The sequence below is a fragment of the Microbulbifer regidiadema (SeqCode) genome (assembly GCF_052467605.1).
The window spans coordinates 1,575,293-1,592,980 of record NZ_CP174316.1 but is presented as its reverse complement, the minus strand read 5'-3'; the positions used below and the strand labels follow the sequence as shown (position 1 = coordinate 1,592,980).

The following is a 17,688-nucleotide window of genomic DNA, read 5'->3' as shown; positions in this document are numbered from 1 at the left end:
AGTAACGGTAAAAATTTTACCGGGCCATCACTGCATCAGATACCGTGACAGGGTTTCCCAATCAAATCGACGAGCCTTGCCATCGCTAAATAAGATCTCTATGCGCTTATCCTCCCAGCCCAAAACCCTGCCATAGCCGAGTTTTTGGTGGCGCAGGCCTTCACCGGGTTCGGGTTTTCGCATTGGTGCGCGGGGTGCACTGATATTGGGGTTGTAATCGCAGGCCTCTAAATAGTGGAGCGCCTGGCGCGATACTGGCACATCGGTATCGATTTTGTCTGGACGGTCCCGTAGAGCATCTGCCATTAATTTACTTAGCGGGAGTTGCATTTCATTGATAAACAGAGAGGGCTGTGAAGCCTCAGGGTCCTTTTTGTCGGTGTTTTCCGTGGGGGCCAATAAGAACAGCTTTGATTTTGCCCGGGTTATAGCAACATACATCAGGCGGCGCTCGCTTTCCAGGGAGGCGGGTGTGGAGAAGTCTCGCTGGGGTTGGTAGGGCATATTGTGCTGGGTGAGGCTCGGGATAATAACTTGCTCCCACTCCAGCCCCTTGGCCTGGTGCATCGTGGTTATTTGAATACCATCGACACGGGATTGCTCGCCCTCTCGATGTTGCCGCTGTAGTTCCTGTAGGTGTGCCAGGGCTTCTGCGGGGGATTGCTTCAGTGTGTCCAGATACTTGCAGAAGGCGATGATCGTCTGCTGTCTTTCCTCGCCCTGTTGACGAGTGAAGGCGTCATCAGCGATCCCGCTGAGAAGCTCCAATTCGCCGATATGGCGGCGCAACAGTTCTCCAGCATGGCCCCGCCAGCCCTCAATTTGGGTGAGCAGGTCTGCCCGCTGGCGCAGGCGTTTGGCTTGGGGTTTGCTCAAGCTTTCTGGCAGCAGGGTAATTAACTGTTTGCCCCAGTCTTTATCCAGAGCGGCCAGGGTGGAACAAACGGGCTCCAGAACTTTGCGCGGAATGCGGACATGGGGGGCGGTCAGCCATTCATAAAGTCCTTGTTGGCGGCGTTTGGCCGAAAGTTCGGTAAAGCGGCCAGAGGCAATATTCAGACTCCAAAACAGTGGCCGCAACTCGCGACGGGACAGTACGGTATTGCGGCTGGCGGATCGGTAGGGGATATTGTTGGCCAGTAGCGCCAGCTCAATAGGTGCTGCGATCGACCACAGTCGTACCAATACGGCAACGTCCCTGAGAGCCTGCCCCTGTTTTTGGTATCGGCGCAGGTGCTCTACCAGCCAGCGACCCTCTTTATCGGTTGCCACCTGCTCTATCTCTGTTTGTTGTTCCTTACGGGCAGATATACAGAATATATCGGCGCGATCGCGATTATTCTCAATAAAATGGTTGGCGGCTAGAGATAGCTGGTGACCGTAACGAAAGGTGCGGCTCAGGTGGTAAATATTTGAGGGGGGGAAGTCCCTATCAAAAAGATTGAGCAGGAAATCCGGCTTGGAGCCGCGCCATTCATAAATCGTTTGGTCTGGGTCGCCGATAGCGATGACGTTGCCGGACTCCCCATTGAGAACTCGCAGTAAAAAGTGTTGTATCTCATTGATATCCTGGTATTCGTCTACCAGGATATCTTCATAATAACCGCCGTACTGCTCGGCCATTTGCTCATCGGTGCCGAGCAGCATGGCGGGATCGTAAATCAGGTCGGCATAGGTTACGGCACTTTGGCTGCGGCGCCACGCTTCAAAAGTGCGAAATACCTGTAGAAAATACATAAACTCGTCGCCGAGTTTTAGCTCCTGAAATGCGCTTAGCTCCCCGGATAAAATGGTTTTGGCATAGTCGATAAAAAATTCTGCGGCTTCAACTTCAGACTGCTTGCGCGCGCGAATCTCCTCTAATTCGTGGGTAGGGGCACACTCTTCAATCGCTTTCCATATCTGTAATTGAATAGTGGCTTGTGGCAGGGGGGAGAGATTGGCGGCAGTAAGATGATTGTTGGCAATCATGCGTTGGTATAGGCGATACCCGACACTGTGGAAGGTGTGTACTGCCGGTATAGGGCCCTCGGCCAAGCCTTTCATGCGCCGATCAAAGTCCTCGCGCGCGCTGCGGTTGTACATCAATACCAGTAGTCGCTCGGGGGGGATGCCTGCATCCAGGCGATTCTTTATATAGTGCAGTAGGGCGGTGGTTTTGCCGGAGCCGGCAACGGCAATGATTTTAGCGTGACCGCCGCTGTGGTCTGCGATTGCCTGTTGCTCTGAAGTGAGATTGTTGCCGCCCATCGCATTTTCACCCAAATACTGGATATTTTGCCAGTGTTTGGTGCCGCCTTACAAGTAGCGCCGCCTTTGGCCGGGGATTCCAGGGGTAATCGGGGGCAGTAAAAGGGGGCTTGCGATCAGCCCCGGGCTTACTTATTCCGCCGCTGTGGTGCGCTTGCTACCAAAGAGCTGGAATATGCTCATGCCTGTGAGCATAGCGAGAACAAATATCAAGGCTTTTGGCTGCCCGGCCCCGGCAGCGACAAGGGCCGGTCCCGGGCAGAGGCCGACCAATCCCCAGCCTGCGCCAAACAGAAGGCTGCCCAGCGCTAGGCGGCGATCGATCCGGCTTTTTGTGGGTAGATGGAGGGGCTGATTCCAGATAGATTTTCCACGCCTTGTGACCAAGTGGAACAGGGGTAGCCCCACAGCAATAGCGCTAAACATCACCAGTCCCAGAGATGGATCCCAGGCGCCAACAAGATCGAGGAAGCCCAGTACTTTTTCCGGGTTGGTCATGCCGGAGAGTAGTAGTCCCAGGCCAAAAATCAGTCCCGCGCAGAGTGCGCTGATATTGGTTTTCATCAGAATTGCCCCACCAGCAGGTGCCTTATTAGAAAAACGGTGGTGAAGCCCGCAGTCATAAATATTAGGGTGGCGGTTAGTGAGCGAATAGAGCGTCGGGATAAACCGCAAACGCCGTGGCCGCTGGTGCAACCGGATGCCATTTGAGTACCCAGGCCCACGAGTAAACCGGCTGTAATTAAGCTGGGGTAATCTGCCTTAATCTCAATGGTGGGCATCACTGCAAAGACCTTCCAGGCAAAAGGGCTCATCAATAACCCGCCAATAAAGGCTAAGCGCCATAGGGTGTCTCGGCGGTGGTTAAGCAGGCTGCCAATAATGCCGGAAATACCTGCGATGCGACCATTAAAGGCGAGTAAAGTAGCACTGGCGAGGCCGATCAGTAGCCCCCCTGCGAGTGCGGAGCCTGGAGTGAAGGCGGCCCAATCGATAGTCATAGGGCTACTCCGCGCAGTAGAGTTGGTAGAGAGTTTGCAGCAGGGTCAGCACGCGCGGGTCTGCAACCCGATAGTAGACGTTTTTTCCCTCTCGGCGCGTTTCGACCAAGCCCTCGCGGCGGAGGACCCCCAGCTGCTGGGACAGGCTTGGTTGGTGGATGCCCAGGCGCTCTTCCAGCTCGCCGACATTGAGTTCTTCCTGGCTAAGCTGACACAGCAGTAACAGGCGGTCCCGGTTGGCCAGGGAGCGCAGCATCATAGCCGCCTGGTTGGCGGAATCGCGCATTTTTGTAAGGTCGAGATGTTCAGTATCAGACATAGGAACTAAAACAGTTTACATAGTTACAATATATTGTTTTATATATTATCAGATTGTATATTGTTAGTGTAGCGAATACTGGAGGGCTGAAGATGCCTCAACAACAACACCCTGCGCAGGTGCAGCCATTCCTAGACCGGGAAACGGAGACCTGGAGCTATGTGGTGTACGACAGGGAAGGGGGTTCCGCCGCTGTAGTGGACTCTGTGCTCAATTTTGATGTGGCTTCCGGCCGTACCTGTAGCCGAAGTGCCGAAGAGCTGGTGTCTTTTATCCGGGATAAAGGCTTGACCCTGGAGTGGATACTGGAGACCCACGCCCATGCCGATCATTTGTCGGCCGCGCCATTTTTGCGGCAGAAGCTGGGGGGGCGAATAGGGATTGGCGAGCAGATTTGTCAGGTGCAGCAAATTTTCCGCGATGTATTCAATCTTGAGCGGGAGTTTCTGGCAGATGGCAGTCAGTTTGATCACCTCTTTAAGGACGGTGAGACTTTCCAGGTGGGGCAGTTGACAGCGAAAGTTATTTACAGTCCCGGTCACACCCCCGCAGATATGGCCTGGTTAATCGGCGACGCCCTGTTTGTTGGCGATACCCTATTTATGCCGGATGTTGGTAGTGCGCGCTGTGATTTTCCCGGGGGCGATGCGTCAGAGTTGTATCGCTCGGTGCGCAAAATCTTGTCCCTGCCGGATCAAACCCGCATGTTTATGTGCCACGACTACCCGCCTAAGGGCAAGCGGGACTACCAGTGCGAGACCAGTGTTGGTGAGCAGCGCAGAGAAAATATTCACCTGCGCGATGGTGTGGCCGAGGAGGATTTTGTCGCAGTGCGGCGCAAGCGTGATTCCACTCTATCTGTGCCAAGGCTGATTGTACCTTCGGTACAGGTCAATATCCGGGCTGGGCAGATGCCTCCGGCAGAGTCCAACGGCACAGTTTACCTAAAGGTGCCACTTAACCTGCTCTAAACGAACTTATTGATCCGTGTGATTCGCTCTATTGAATGTATAAAATTGAGGTGATAATGAATATTAAAGTGTTAGATGATCAAGTGAGTGTCTCTGAGCATATTACCTGTGAAACCATGGCGCCTTTGGCTCAGAGTGGGGTTCAAGTCGTGGTATGCAATTGCCCTGAAGGTGAGAGTGAAGCTCACCCCTCTTACACTGAAATGGAGCAGGCGGCGCTAGCGGTGGGGATAAAATTTGTGGCTATCCCTTTTGCCCGTGGGCGTATGCTGCAAAATCACTGTGAGGCGTTTCGCGATGTTTTACAAAGTGGAGAGAAAGTACACGCTTTCTGCCGAACGGGTAATCGCTCCAGTCAGGTTTGGGCCGGAGCTAAACTCCTGATGGGCGCGGATAAAAAGCAGCTGTACACCCAGGCTCAGCAGGCGGGTTTTGATATTAGTGCGGCACTGGTCACAATCGAACCTTAACTGCAAATATTTATCGGCAATCAATACTGTTTGCTGATAAATAACGATTCTCTATGGCGGCACAATGGAGCGCCGCCACTTATCTCCCTGGGTCCTGCGTATAAGGAGGGCTGTGGATAGTAAAAGCGCGGGCAGTAAATAATGGCTGAGCAGCAGTATTCCAGATGGTTTCCCATTCTTAATATTTTTCATGGTTATAATCGTGAAATTCTGCTTCGGGACTTGTTAGCCGCAGCAATCGTTACCGTATTATTGATCCCGCAATCCCTCGCTTACGCTATTCTTGCCGGTCTGCCCGCTGAGGTGGGGCTGTATGCCAGTATATTGCCCCTTATCGTTTACGGTATTTTTGGGACTAGTCGTACCCTGTCGGTAGGGCCGGTTGCTGTGGTTTCCTTAATGAGTGCCACTGCATTAGCGGAGGTTACAGCATCGGGTGCGGTTGACTACCTGAGTGCTGCTACTGCCCTTGCACTCCTATCTGGAGCCATTCTTGCCGTGCTGGGTGCTTTGCGCCTGGGGATGCTCGCTAATTTTCTCTCTCACCCAGTAATATCGGGCTTTATCACCGCTTCCGCCTTGCTGATCGCACTGAGTCAGTTGCGCCACTTGCTGGGTATACCTGCCAGTGGCGATACCGCGCCTGAATTGATCGCCTCCCTATGGGGAAACCTCAATACGGTTAATAATCTAGCGCTTATAACCGGTCTGGGGGTGGTACTATTTCTCTATTGGGCACGAGCCTATGGGGCAGGGCTACTTCAAGCTATGGGTTTATCGTCGAGTACCGCCGAACTCCTATCCAGAGCCGCTCCAGCAATGGGGGTGCTGGCAACGATGGGGTTGTCTTTTGGGTTGGGCTATGAGGCGCGACAAGTCGCATTGGTTGGTTTTATTCCCTCAGGTTTACCTGTACTTAATCTGCCCAAGATATCACAGCCACTCCTTGAGGCCTTGCTGGTACCGGCACTAATGATTGCCATTCTTGGTTATGTGGAATCTGTATCCGTTGCTAAAACCCTGGCCGCTAAGCGCAGGCAGAGGATTGATAGCAACCAGGAATTGATCGCTCTGGGTATGGCCAATATGGGCGCTGGCTTCTCAGGTGGGTTCCCTGTGAGTGGGGGATTCTCCCGCTCAGTGGTGAATGATGCAGCGGGTGCGCAAACACAGTTAGCCAGTATTTTTACCGCAGTGGGTATTGCCCTGGCTGCACTCTTCTTAACGCCGTTTCTATACTACCTTCCCAAAACGACTCTGGCCGCCACTATTATTGTGGCCGTTCTATCGCTGGTTGATTTTTCCATTCTGGGTAAGACTTGGCATTTTGCCAAGGCAGACTTTCTCGCGGTAACTCTGACGATCGCCGTCACGTTGTTGCTTGGTGTAGAGCCGGGAGTTGCCTGTGGAGTAGGTGTTTCACTACTGTTATTTATCTATCGGGCCTCAAAGCCCCACATTGCAGAAGTGGGATTGGTAGAGGGAACAGAGCATTTTCGCAATATCCACCGGCATAAAGTAAAAACCATTCCTGAGATTCTTACTTTTCGTGTAGATGGCCGTTTAATTTTCTCGAATATTGGGGTTTTAGAGGAGCGCATTTATATAGATCTGGCCCGCAATCCGAAAGTGAAGCATGTGATATTGATGTGCAGCGCAGTAAATGAAATAGATTGGAGTGCCCTGGAGGTGCTGGAATCTATTGATCGCGCCCTGGTGGAGAGGGGAATTCAACTGCACCTATCGGAAGTGAAAGGGCCGGTGATGGACTGCTTGAAGAAGAGTAATTTTCTACAGCGGTTATCTGGCGATGTATTTTTAAGTCAGTATCAGGCATTTGCACGGCTGGGTTAGGGGGGGCGGGTATTGCCGTCAGGAAGTGACAGCAGCTTTTTGAGCTGCTGACCTAAGATTGCCGCATTTGTTTGCTACTGTGTCGAGGCCTACCTGGAAGCTTGTAGAGTTATGCCGAATTTTTCTCCTGATCGCCCCTAAAAGCTCAGCATCTCCCGCAAGCGACAGGCTGGTCGCCGGGCAACTTCTATTTCTTTACCGTCAGTCATGGTTACCATTAGCCCACTATTTATCCAGGGTTCAATATTCTTAATATAGTTTAAATTGATGATTTGTTGCCGGTTGGCGCGGAAAAACACCTCCGGGTTCAGCCTCTGCTCAATTTTTGCCAGGGATTTATAGATAAACGGCTTGTTGTCTTCAAAGAAGACTTGCGCGTGATTGCCACAATTTTCAAAATATCGAATATTCCCAATCTCAACAAGCCAGCAGCGCTCCCCGTCTTTTATAAAGATTTTATTGCTGGTGTCCAGGTAGTTGGCTGAGGTGGCACTGGGTGTTGAGGGTGAATCCTCCTGTGCTTTACTTAAGGCCCGCTCGAATTTCTCTGGGTTTATGGGCTTTAGTAGGTAGTCGAGAGCATTGACCTCGAAAGCCTGTATCGCATACTCGTCGTAAGCGGTTGTGAAAATAACTTTAGGGGCGGTATCAAGCTTTTCGAGTATATCGAAGCCTGTGCCATCGGGTAAATTGATGTCTAGAAAAAGCAAATCTGGCTGCTCTTCTCTAATTAGCGATACCGCTTGCTCGCAATCTTGTGCTTCGGCTACCAGATCTATATGTTTGTGTGGTTTCAGTAACTCCTTCAGTTCATTACGTGCGAGTCTGGAGTCTTCGATAATAATGGCTTTCACTTCTTATACCGCTAGTTGTAAATGTGAGGTGGGGATATGGCACTGAGCAATAACTTGTTGTCCCTGCTGTTCTATCAGAAAGGAGGTTTTTTCTCCATACTGGAGTGTTAATCGCTTTTGGATATTGGCTAACCCCAGTCCTGTATTTCCACTTTTTTTGTCTTCGATATTTGCGGTTTTATCTTGGGTGATATCTAAAGTGCCTGGATTTGTTACGGTAATGACTATATGCTGCTCTACAGAGTCTATTTTTACACTCAGTTCTCCCCCTGTTCTGGATTTTTCGATTCCATGACGGACAGCGTTTTCTGTTAGCAATTGAATAAGAAGTGGGGGGATGCGCTCTCCCATTAAGTCTGAGTCAACTTCCAGGTTAAAAGTTAAGCGATCTTCATATTGTATTTTAAGTAGTTCAATATATTGGCAGACTATCTCCAGTTCATCCTTGAGGGGAACGGTTTTCTGTTTGTGTGCCATCAGTGTGTATCGTAGCAGATCGGAGAGGTTCGTCAGCATTGTTCTTGACTTTGTCGTATCCTCAAGAATCAGTGCCCGGATATTATTTAGGCCATTGAAAAGAAAGTGAGGGTTAAGCTGCCCCATAAGTGCAGCCATTTTAGCTTCGTTGAGCTGTAGGTTGAGCTGTACGGCCTCCTGCTCGGCTTTGAGCAGTCTATCCTGGTTAACTGTTGTAATGTATATCAAGGTCCAGCTTAACATTAGGATGGTCATAAGTAGCCAGTTGCCAAGTACATTATCCCAAAAGGAGCTGGGTGCGGTGTACCCTGCTAAGTTGTAATACGAGAAAATTAAAGTGAGCGAGCTGTAGGCACATATAAATGCGAGAGTAATTGAGGATAGAATGAAAATGGGCCATTGTTGCCGCCAATTTTTATCCAAAAGATTAAAGCGGTATATGATTTCTCGAATGACGAGGGTTGAAAAACCACAAGTGGATATAAGGGTGAAGGTGTGTGCCGCGAGCTGTTCGAAATTCTCATCAGTAAGCAATCCTCGTGAAATCGCATTCACTAGGGCAAACATGAGCCAGCCACCAAAATGAAAAGCTAGGAACTTGGTAGTTGGATTGGGGGATTTTAGAAGTTTCATAGGTTATTACATCTTGATACGATACCCCTTATCTTGGAGTATCGCATTTTTTCTTGGGGAAAATTAAAATCGATCATTCAGCCAGGAAGTCATTATTTTTAGGGCGCCAGGAGAGAAGCTTTCCTCTATTTTCGCATATTCAGCATCGCTGCCGGTTTTGGCTGTTTGAAACAGGTGATTTAGTTTGTCGAGTTTAATAATCTCATAATCTTTATGGCTGGATTTGCTTAACACTTTTTCCAGGTTGCCTAAGTTCATTTCTGCATCAACTTGGAAATCCAATGAGCCGTTAAGGGCCAGTAGTGGGCACTTTGTGTTTTCTAAATAGGATTCCGGGTTGAAATTCAGCGCATAGCGGAACCACGGGGTGGAATATTGTTTCTTGAGTAACTCAACCTGTGTCTCCAGTTCGTCTCCTTCTAAACCCTCCAATTCAACGCTCTTATAAAGTGCTTGATGCAAATTTTCGCTGATAGCTTCCCCTTTGGAGAGCTGAGCAAACTGCTCAAAAATAATTTTATCAAGTTTGCGAATTTTCTGTAGATTTTCCTCCGTCACCCCGCTGTGCTTTCTATCCCGGTACCATTGGTCGAGAAAGAGCTCTTGCATTTTAACCGCAGGACCGCCGAGCAGAATTGTAAAGGCGATATCGTCGCGGCTGCTGGCTACCATAGGGGCTATCATGCCCCCTTCGCTGTGGCCAATTAAGCCAATTTTACCCTGGGGGAGATCCCTGCGGCTGTTTAGGTAGTCCACAATCGCACTGGTATCATTGGCAAAATCTTCGGTGGTTGCAGTAAAAAAGTTTCCGGTGGATTCACCGATTCCTCGCTCATCATAACGCAGCACGGCGTATCCTTGACGGGTTAAATAATCGGCAATTACGGCAAAAGATTTATGGCCAAATGCTGTTTCATCTCGATCCTGGGGCCCGGAACCGCTAATCAGAACGGCTGTAGCTTTGATCGCAGACTTTGGTTTGGTCAGTGTCCCAGAGAGAATATGATTTGTAATTTTGCTTTTAAAGCTTACCTCTTCAATAGTGTAAGGGTAGGGTCCTACTGGTGTCTGTGGACGGTTCTCCGGCTTATCTGTGGTTATCTTTCTGAAGTTAAGAGGTAGTGATTCCCCCTGAGTGAATGAGCCAAACATAAGTTCAACTACAGGGTTGTATGTTCCCTGGTAACTGATCTGTAAATCTTCAACTTCGAAAGAAATATGGTTGTCACTGACCTCCAGTTGTGACATTTCTATGCCGTAGGCGTCTTGTGCGGGGCTATCCAGTACGCCCGTCCACTTTCCGTTATCCTGATCAATATGGAGGGTAACGGGGAGTATGTTATCACTAGGAGTTTGAGTGGTTGCCTTCCATTCACCATCGATACCACTCGCCATGGTTGCAGTGGAGAGCAGGCTGCTGGCAAGGATCAGTGACTTCAGTTTTGAGTTGATCCCGATAAATTTGCTCTGAATAAACTGCATAATTATTCTCCTTGTGCTCTCTTGTTGAATGGTTGCTATTTTAGAGAAAAGTATGCCGTCGATCTAAAATTTAGGATGAGTGGCAAATAAGGCTGGCGAGCGGCAAGAGGGTTTTTTGGTACCATTGATCTACTTGCGAGTTGCTAAACAGCGAATAGGGAGGTTGAGTTGAGTACATCTATATTAACAGCATTGATAAATTTCCCGGAGTGTCATGTATATTGGTGCTGAAGTTTCTGTATGGGTTGTTCAGATGTGAGGGTAATGTCGGCAAAGTTAGGCTGCTTTACTTTTCCAGTCAGTACCTGCCGATCTCTACATAGGCGACAACTTTATGACTAATAAAATAATACTGCTAAAAATACAAGCAGCATTCTATCATTATGTCTTTTATTGTCGCCTTTGAGTCAGAGATTCCTTAGATAGACCTTAAGGCTAGTTTAAGCATGAGGGATCACGGGTGGTATAGATATTCCCGCTCCACTTGTTTTCTGTGCAGCTTGGGTCGTCTGGTGAGTAAAGATCTAATGATCCACTGTTTGAAGACGAGTTGGAGAGAATATTGTTGCCTTCAGAACTTGCTCCCTCAATAGAGATTCCGTAGACGGCATTGTCATCAGCCTCATTCAGGTTGACTAGATTGTCACTCGCACCTTCAATTTTAATGCCTGTTATATTGTGATTTACCTCGTTTTGAGAGATAAGGTTGGCGTCTGAATTTACTTCAATGCCCGTATCCTCACCATACTCAATCAAGTTCAACATAATGATATTAGAGTTGGCGCCAGAGGAAATATTTATTCCAACGTTAATTGTACCATCAATAGCGTTGCCAGTAATATTGTTAGAGGTACCCTCTAACAATATGCCATCTCCGCCAGATGTAGCAATAAAATTGTTGGTAATGGTGTTATAGCTTGCGGATGCTGTAACGTGTATTCCATAGGTGGAGCTTAGTCCGTCGGAGGAAAAAGCTATTTCGTTGACAAAATTATTGTCGCTGTCAATGACGACACCCGTACCGGAGAGATCTATGATCACAATATCTACCGCAGAGTGAGCCCCATCTTCGGAGAGTATTACGCTGTCATTACAGCTTTCAATCCCTCCATTGGAAAGTCTTGCGCCAAGCCCTTCTAGGCTAATACCGTCATTGGTTGCAACTGTACAGACGACAGTAAAGTCGGCCATATCCAGGCTGCCGGTAGGGCCTGTAATCGTTAGTGCCGGATTTGTGGCGCACGACAAGTCCGCATCAAGGGTTTCTTGAGTCGTAATATTGTCTCCGCAGCTCACGGCGTGGCTGAGGAGCGATATTGATAACCCAATAGCGGGTAGCAGGGTATAGACGGTTGTCAGCGTAACTTTTTTCATCGTTTGTACCTAGGTAAGCGATTGTTGCGTTAACAGAAAGCAATCTATGTGCTCAAATTATTTGATAGTAGTACAAGTTGCTGTTTCAGCTTCACTTGGTTTTTCTTTTGGTCGTATCGATAGTCTTTATTAATTGTGGGGGCTATTGAGGGGAGGGTAATAGTCACCCCTTTCTTTGCTGTGGATTTATTATTGCTGAATATTTAAAGGTGGTACTCTATCTATGGATAGAACTTGGTGTCCATTTTTATAGATAGGTTATTGGGCTGTAGGGTAATCCATTTGTTAAAATAGGTCTCGCATCTGCTTTTAAGCGGGCAATGATTTGCCATTTTCAATGGTAGAGGTGGAAATGTGATTGGAGGGGATAAAGAAAGAGGTCTTTGTGTCGAATTTTAAAGCACACAAAAGAGATATGGATTATTGCTGAGAGATAATCTGCTAAGTGATAAATAGATAGTTGTCTGTGCGGTGTAGCTTCAATCCAGTGATTTCGGCATTTATAATTTTCCCGGATTGAGTATGTTTTCTGTAAAGGAATGCCTTGCATCAAGAAAGGCCTGTGATATCGGCGACAACTTTGTGACTAATACTTGATAGAGTGGTAATGGTAAAAATACAAACAGTATTTTTACCATTGGGTCTTTCATTGTCGCCTTTAAGTTGGAGTCTTTCTAGATCAATTTTGCTGTTAGTTTAGGCATGAGGGGTCGCGAGTGGTGTAGATGTTTCCGATCCAGTCATTTTCTGTACAGCTTGGGTCGTCTGGTGAATAAAGATCTAATAATCCACTGTTCGAAGACGAGTTGGAGAGAATGTCGTTGCCTTCAGAGCTTGCTCCTTCAATAGAGATTCCGTAGTCGGTATTGTCGCCAACCTCATTGAGGTTGACTAGATTGTCGCTCGCATCTTCAATTGTAATGCCCGTTATATTGTTATTTACCTGATTTTGAGAAATAAGATTGGCGTCTGAATTTACTTTAATTCCCGTGTCTCCACCATTCTGAATCAAATTCAATATAATGATATTGGAGTTGGCGCCAGAGGCAACATTTATTCCAACGTCAGATGTACTATCAACAATGTTGTTAGTAACATTGTTAGATGTGCCCTCTAACAATATGCCATCGTCACCAGAGCTATCAATAAAGTTGTCAGTAATGGTGTTATAGCTTGCGGATGCGGTAACGTGTATTCCATGGGTGGAGGTTGCTCCGTCGGAAGCAAAAGCGATTTCGCTGACAAAATTATTATCACTGTCAATAACGACACCCGTACCGAAGAGATCTATGATCCCAATATCTACCACAGAGTGGGACCCGTCTCCTGAGAGTATTACGCTGTCGTTACAGATTTCAACCTCTCCATTGGAAAGTCTTGCGCCAAGCCCTTCCAGGCTAATACCGTCATTGGCTGGATTTGTACAGATGACGGTAAAGCCGGCCATGTCCAGGCTGCCGGCTGGGCCTGTAATCGTCAGTGCCGGATTTGTGGCGCACGATAAGTCTCCAGTAAGGATTTCCTGAGTCGTAATATTGTCTCCACAGCTCACGGCGTGGCTGAGAAGTGATGTTGATAATCCAATTGCGGGTAGCAGGGCATAGGCGATTGTCAGCGTAACTTTTTTCATCGTTCGTACCTAGGTAAGCGATTGTTGCGTTAACAGAAAGTAATCTATGTGCTCAAATTATTTGATAGTAGTACAAGTTGCTGTTTGGATAAGTTTAGAGGAAAGGTTTTTGGGTTTGCTTACAAAAAAGCAATTGTATAGAGGTGTATTTACTTCGGTTGATGATCAGGAGGGCGCTATAATGGATTTTATTGGGCTGTATAATAGGTTCGCTAAACATTTTTTGTGAACAAAGTCTGCGAAGGAGGTTTTAGCAGTTCTGTAATCTATTCATATCGTTAGTGTTTGATAAAGCCGGGTATATAACGGTAAAGTTGTTCGTGCTAAGGCTGTCTAATTAGGGCTTCGGTGAAGAGCACTGCTGTTGGTTTTTATATGTTTTGCTGTTTCGATGGCTGTTATGGGTGCTTTGGTTAGATTGTTTTTTTGTCTTGGCGAAGTATGTAAGGGGTTGTCGGCTTTTTTCACACAATATTTGGTTGTTTTGATTGCTGTTGGTGATGTTTAATTTGAATTATGAGCTTAGCTTTAAGGGTTGCCTTTGATGTTAAATCTGTTGTTGCGTCTTTAAATGATATGTTTATCTGTCTGGCAGTAAGCGACATACGGCTCAGCTATCGCTTGTATATTAAATTGTATATGTTTAATTGTATATGTTTAATTGTATTGTTTTTTAGTCTAGGCAGCTGGGATCATTGGAGGTGAAGCTGTTGCCGGCCCAATTATTTGAAGATGTGCAGCTTGGGTCATCGGGAGAATAGAGGTCAAATATACCATTATTATTGGCTGTGTTAGATAGAATATTATTAGACTCGGCACCTGCCCCCTCAATTACTATGCCGTAGTCAGTGTTGTCGACAGCTTCATTACCACTTACTGTGTTGCGGTCACTGTTGTTGATTTTGATCCCGGTGACGTTGTTCGATATGGCATTTTGGGATATAAGGTTTGAATCTGAGTTTACAGATATTCCCACGCCATCATAGCCGTTTAGCGTGTTAGATATTCTCGGTACACTATCGCCGACTATGCTGTTGAATAGGACTAAGTTGCTCCCGCCGTCGGCGTCAAGAGTTATACCGAATTCATCGAATTCTATAATTTCATTTCTTGTCACCGTATTGCTGCTACCCTCTATGTATATTCCCGAAAACCCCGGTGATTCTAAAAAATTGCCAGTAATCTGGTTGAAGCTTGCAGGGTTTTCTATGTCTATGCCTATTGAAAATTGTGTACCATAAAAGGGTATTATTACGCCGGCAACAAAATTACTATTGCTTTCAATCCGCACGCCCACATCGACAAGATTGTAGATCTCTATATCGCTGACAAAATGAATGCCATCTTCCATTAGTGCTATTGAGTCATTGCAATTGTCTATGACACCGTTAAACAAGCTGGCAGCGAGGCCCGTTAGATAGATTCCCTCATATGATGAATCTAGGCAGGTTACTGTAAATCCATTTAAGTTCAGTCCGCCACTGGGGCCGTTAATCGTGAGAGCGGGGTTGGTGCCACAGGAGAGGTCTTCTGTGAGGGATTCCTGGGTAGTGATCGTGTCGCCACAGCTCACAGCAAAACTATTTGAGGCCAGAGGTAATCCCAAGGTCGGTAGCAGGGTTAAAAGAAGTGGTAGGCTTGGCTTCTTCATGGGGGCTCCCAAGATGATAGATAGGTTGTGTGCGCTAAAATTTTTCTTACCGCTTGATGATTGGTAGGTGATGCCAATTGGTATTTTATAGGTTTCAATTAATTTGTTTTTTATTTTGTTGATAATATATGCAAATTAGCACTGTGGATTTAGTGTCTATTGTAAATATAGGTTTTTAAATAACCCATGATGCTTATTTTGGAATAGGCGTTTTCTGAATGCCTGCTCCATCTGTGCTGCCGATTATTTAAACGCATAAAAAAGGCCAGTCAAAGACTGGCCTTTTTTAAATTTTAATACTATTCAACGGAAGATCGAATCAAGTAGTCGAACGCACCCAGCGCCGCTGTAGCACCCGCGCCCATCGAGATTACTATCTGTTTGTAGGGGGCTGTTGTCGCGTCACCGGCAGCGTAAACGCCTGGGATGGAAGTAGCACCGCGCTCGTCGATAACAATTTCCCCCATGCGATTCATCTCTACCTCGGTTTCCTTGAGGAACTCCGTATTGGGTACCAGGCCAATTTGTACGAAAACGCCGGCAAGGTCGAGTTGTTTGCTTTCACCGCTTGCTCTATCGGTATAGGCCAGGCCGTTGACCTTGCTGCCATCGCCAAGGACCTCGGTAGTTTGGGCATTGACGATAATATCGATGTTGTCCATCAGTTGCGCTTTGCGCACCAGTACTTCATCTGCGCGCAGTGTATCGGCGAACTCCAATACAGTGACATGCTCAACGATTCCGGCTAAGTCGATAGCGGCTTCAATACCCGAGTTGCCGCCACCGATTACCGCGACACGCTTACCCTTGAAGAAAGGGCCGTCGCAATGGGGGCAGTAGGCTACGCCCTTAGTGCGGTACTCCGCCTCCCCCGGCACGCCCAGTTCTCTCCAGCGAGCGCCTGTCGCCAAGATGACTGAGCGGCTGGATAGCGTGGCGCCACTCTGTAACTGGATATCGATCATTTCATTGCGTTGCAGGTTGGCTGCGCGCTGCTCGGTAATAATCTCTACGCCGTACTCTTTAACATGTTGTTCCAGGCTGGCGGCCAGTTTCGGGCCTTCGGTATAGGGCAGTGAGATGAAGTTCTCAATACCTACGGTATCCATTACCTGGCCACCGAAGCGCTCTGCCACAAGTCCGGTGCGAATACCTTTGCGGGCCGCGTAAATAGCGGCGGCGGCGCCAGCGGGTCCGCCACCTACGACCAGGAGGTCGTAGGGTGCTTTTTCATTCAGTTCCTCGGCTTTGCGTTCGGCGGCGCCGCTATCCAGTTTGCCGACAATTTCTTCCAGGGTCATTCTGCCTTGGCCGAAGTGCTCACCGTTGAGGTAGACCGCAGGTACAGCCATCACATTGCGCTGCTCAACTTCCTCTTGGAACAACCCGCCATCAATCATTTCGTGGGAAATATTCGGGTTGAGGTTGGCCATCAGGTTTAGTGCCTGAACCACATCCGGGCAGTTTTGGCAGGAGAGGGAGATATAAGTTTCAAAGTGAAATTCGCCTTTTAAGTTGCGCACTTGCTCCAGTAGCTCTGGGTCTGCCTTGGATGGGTGGCCACCGGCTTGCAGTAGTGCCAATACCAGTGATGTAAATTCGTGGCCCAGGGGAATGCCGGCAAAACTGACTCTAGGAGTCTCTCCCGCTGGAGCTATAGCCATACTCGGTGTGCGCTTAGCTTGGCTCTGTTGTACCGTAATTTTATTGGAGAGCCCGGCGATTTCATCGACCAGGGTTTCCAATTCTTTGGATTTTTCACGGCTATCGGTGGACACACGAATCTCGATCGGCTTGACGATATTCTGCAAGTAAGTGTCCAGTTGTTTTTTCAGGTTTGCGTCCAACATCGGTGTGTCCTCTCTCTAACAGTCTCAGGGGGGTGGTGCGGCCCACCTACTTAGTGGGCCGGGTCAGAGGTATTTGGGTTAAATCTTTCCTACGAGGTCGAGGGAGGGGGCCAGGGTCTCTTCGCCTTCCTTCCATTTGGCCGGGCAAACTTCACCGGGATGAGCGGCAATGTATTGGGCAGCCTTGATTTTGCGCAACAGCTCGCTGGCATCGCGGCCGATACCGCCGGCGGTGATCTCAACGATCTGAATACGGCCTTCTGGATCGATCACAAAGGTGCCGCGATCGGCGATGCCTTCTTCCTCAATCATCACACCGAAGTTGCGGGTGATAGTGCCGGTGGGGTCGCCGATCATCGGGTATTGGATCTTGCCGATGGTGTCGGAGGAGTCGTGCCAGGCCTTGTGGGTGAAGTGGGTGTCGGTGGATACGGAGTAGATCTCAACGCCCAGTTTCTTAAATTCTTCATAGTTATCCGCCAGGTCACCCAGTTCAGTGGGGCACACAAAGGTGAAGTCGGCGGGGTAGAAGAAAAACACGGCCCACTTGCCTTTAACATCGGCGTCGCTGATATCGGAGAAATCGCCGTTTTGGTATGCCTTGGCGTTAAAGGGTTTCAGCTGGGATTCTATGTAGCGTGACATGGGTAACTCCTTACTCATCGCTGTCTTGTCAGTCGTTGTTTGGGAACGAGATCTATACTATCGATATGAATTCTTTAATAAAAATTATCAATATTTATATCTTTAATATAAATTTTCTATCAATGTTTGCCTCTCAATAGTTTTGGTTTTGTAAATGCACAGGAAGGCCGGTGTCAGTGGCCGGGTTGAGTTGTAAGCTCGAAAACCTGCTTGATTCGCGCGGCAGA

15 protein-coding genes are annotated in these 17,688 nt (G+C 48.0%); 3 read left to right on the top strand and 12 right to left on the bottom strand.

The features are described from left to right. Positions 1-27 precede the first annotated feature (27 nt). The 4 genes from ACJJIF_RS07605 to ACJJIF_RS07590 form a co-directional block, all read right to left on the bottom strand. Complete coding sequence (locus ACJJIF_RS07605; RefSeq protein WP_444931624.1) at positions 28-2,250, bottom strand: ATP-dependent helicase; 2,223 nt, start codon at positions 2,248-2,250, stop codon at positions 28-30. A 132-nt stretch (positions 2,251-2,382) separates the two neighbouring features. Then, complete coding sequence (locus tag ACJJIF_RS07600) at positions 2,383-2,814, bottom strand: DUF6691 family protein (RefSeq protein WP_444931623.1); 432 nt, start codon at positions 2,812-2,814, stop codon at positions 2,383-2,385. Then, positions 2,814-3,251, bottom strand: a complete 438-nt coding sequence (locus tag ACJJIF_RS07595; protein WP_444931622.1) for a YeeE/YedE family protein — start codon at positions 3,249-3,251, stop codon at positions 2,814-2,816. The genes ACJJIF_RS07600 and ACJJIF_RS07595 overlap by 1 nt, the downstream gene beginning before the upstream one ends. A gap of 4 nt (positions 3,252-3,255) precedes the next feature. Further along, positions 3,256-3,570 (bottom strand): metalloregulator ArsR/SmtB family transcription factor, encoded by a 315-nt coding sequence (locus tag ACJJIF_RS07590; RefSeq protein WP_444931621.1) that lies wholly within the window; start codon positions 3,568-3,570, stop codon positions 3,256-3,258. A 92-nt stretch (positions 3,571-3,662) separates the two neighbouring features. Here ACJJIF_RS07590 and ACJJIF_RS07585 point away from each other — a divergent pair, with 92 nt between their 5' ends. From ACJJIF_RS07585 to ACJJIF_RS07575, 3 genes are all read left to right on the top strand, one after another. Continuing rightward, positions 3,663-4,541, top strand: coding sequence for an MBL fold metallo-hydrolase (locus ACJJIF_RS07585; RefSeq protein ID WP_444931620.1), 879 nt, complete (start codon positions 3,663-3,665; stop codon positions 4,539-4,541). A gap of 56 nt (positions 4,542-4,597) precedes the next feature. After that, entirely contained in the window at positions 4,598-5,011 is a 414-nt protein-coding gene (locus ACJJIF_RS07580) for a protein tyrosine phosphatase family protein (RefSeq protein ID WP_444931619.1), read from the top strand. 141 nt (positions 5,012-5,152) lie between these two features. After that, positions 5,153-6,865 (top strand): SulP family inorganic anion transporter, encoded by a 1,713-nt coding sequence (locus ACJJIF_RS07575; protein WP_444931618.1) that lies wholly within the window; start codon positions 5,153-5,155, stop codon positions 6,863-6,865. Between the two features lie 137 nt (positions 6,866-7,002). On the opposite strand, the gene ACJJIF_RS07570 is transcribed toward ACJJIF_RS07575, so the two are convergent. The 8 genes from ACJJIF_RS07570 to ahpC form a co-directional block, all read right to left on the bottom strand. Then, on the bottom strand, positions 7,003-7,719 hold the full coding sequence (locus ACJJIF_RS07570; protein WP_444931617.1) for a LytR/AlgR family response regulator transcription factor: 717 nt from the start codon (positions 7,717-7,719) through the stop codon (positions 7,003-7,005). Between the two features lie 3 nt (positions 7,720-7,722). Further along, complete coding sequence (locus tag ACJJIF_RS07565; protein ID WP_444931616.1) at positions 7,723-8,829, bottom strand: sensor histidine kinase; 1,107 nt, start codon at positions 8,827-8,829, stop codon at positions 7,723-7,725. 63 nt (positions 8,830-8,892) lie between these two features. After that, entirely contained in the window at positions 8,893-10,311 is a 1,419-nt protein-coding gene (locus tag ACJJIF_RS07560) for an alpha/beta hydrolase family protein (RefSeq protein ID WP_444931615.1), read from the bottom strand. Positions 10,312-10,746: 435 nt separating this feature from the next. Then, a complete protein-coding gene (locus tag ACJJIF_RS07555) occupies positions 10,747-11,685 on the bottom strand; it encodes a right-handed parallel beta-helix repeat-containing protein (RefSeq protein ID WP_444931614.1) in 939 nt (312 codons plus the stop codon). Positions 11,686-12,376: 691 nt separating this feature from the next. Then, positions 12,377-13,315 carry a right-handed parallel beta-helix repeat-containing protein gene (locus tag ACJJIF_RS07550; protein WP_444931613.1) on the bottom strand — a complete coding sequence of 313 codons (939 nt, stop codon included), beginning with the start codon at positions 13,313-13,315 and terminating at the stop codon, positions 12,377-12,379. 673 nt (positions 13,316-13,988) lie between these two features. Continuing rightward, positions 13,989-14,966 carry a right-handed parallel beta-helix repeat-containing protein gene (locus ACJJIF_RS07545; protein ID WP_444931612.1) on the bottom strand — a complete coding sequence of 326 codons (978 nt, stop codon included), beginning with the start codon at positions 14,964-14,966 and terminating at the stop codon, positions 13,989-13,991. Between the two features lie 299 nt (positions 14,967-15,265). Beyond that, on the bottom strand, positions 15,266-16,816 hold the full coding sequence (ahpF, locus tag ACJJIF_RS07540) for an alkyl hydroperoxide reductase subunit F (protein WP_444931611.1): 1,551 nt from the start codon (positions 16,814-16,816) through the stop codon (positions 15,266-15,268). A gap of 78 nt (positions 16,817-16,894) precedes the next feature. Further along, the gene (ahpC, locus tag ACJJIF_RS07535; protein ID WP_444931610.1) at positions 16,895-17,461 is read right to left on the bottom strand and encodes an alkyl hydroperoxide reductase subunit C; all 567 of its coding nucleotides are present in this window, start codon (positions 17,459-17,461) and stop codon (positions 16,895-16,897) included. Positions 17,462-17,688 lie beyond the last annotated feature (227 nt).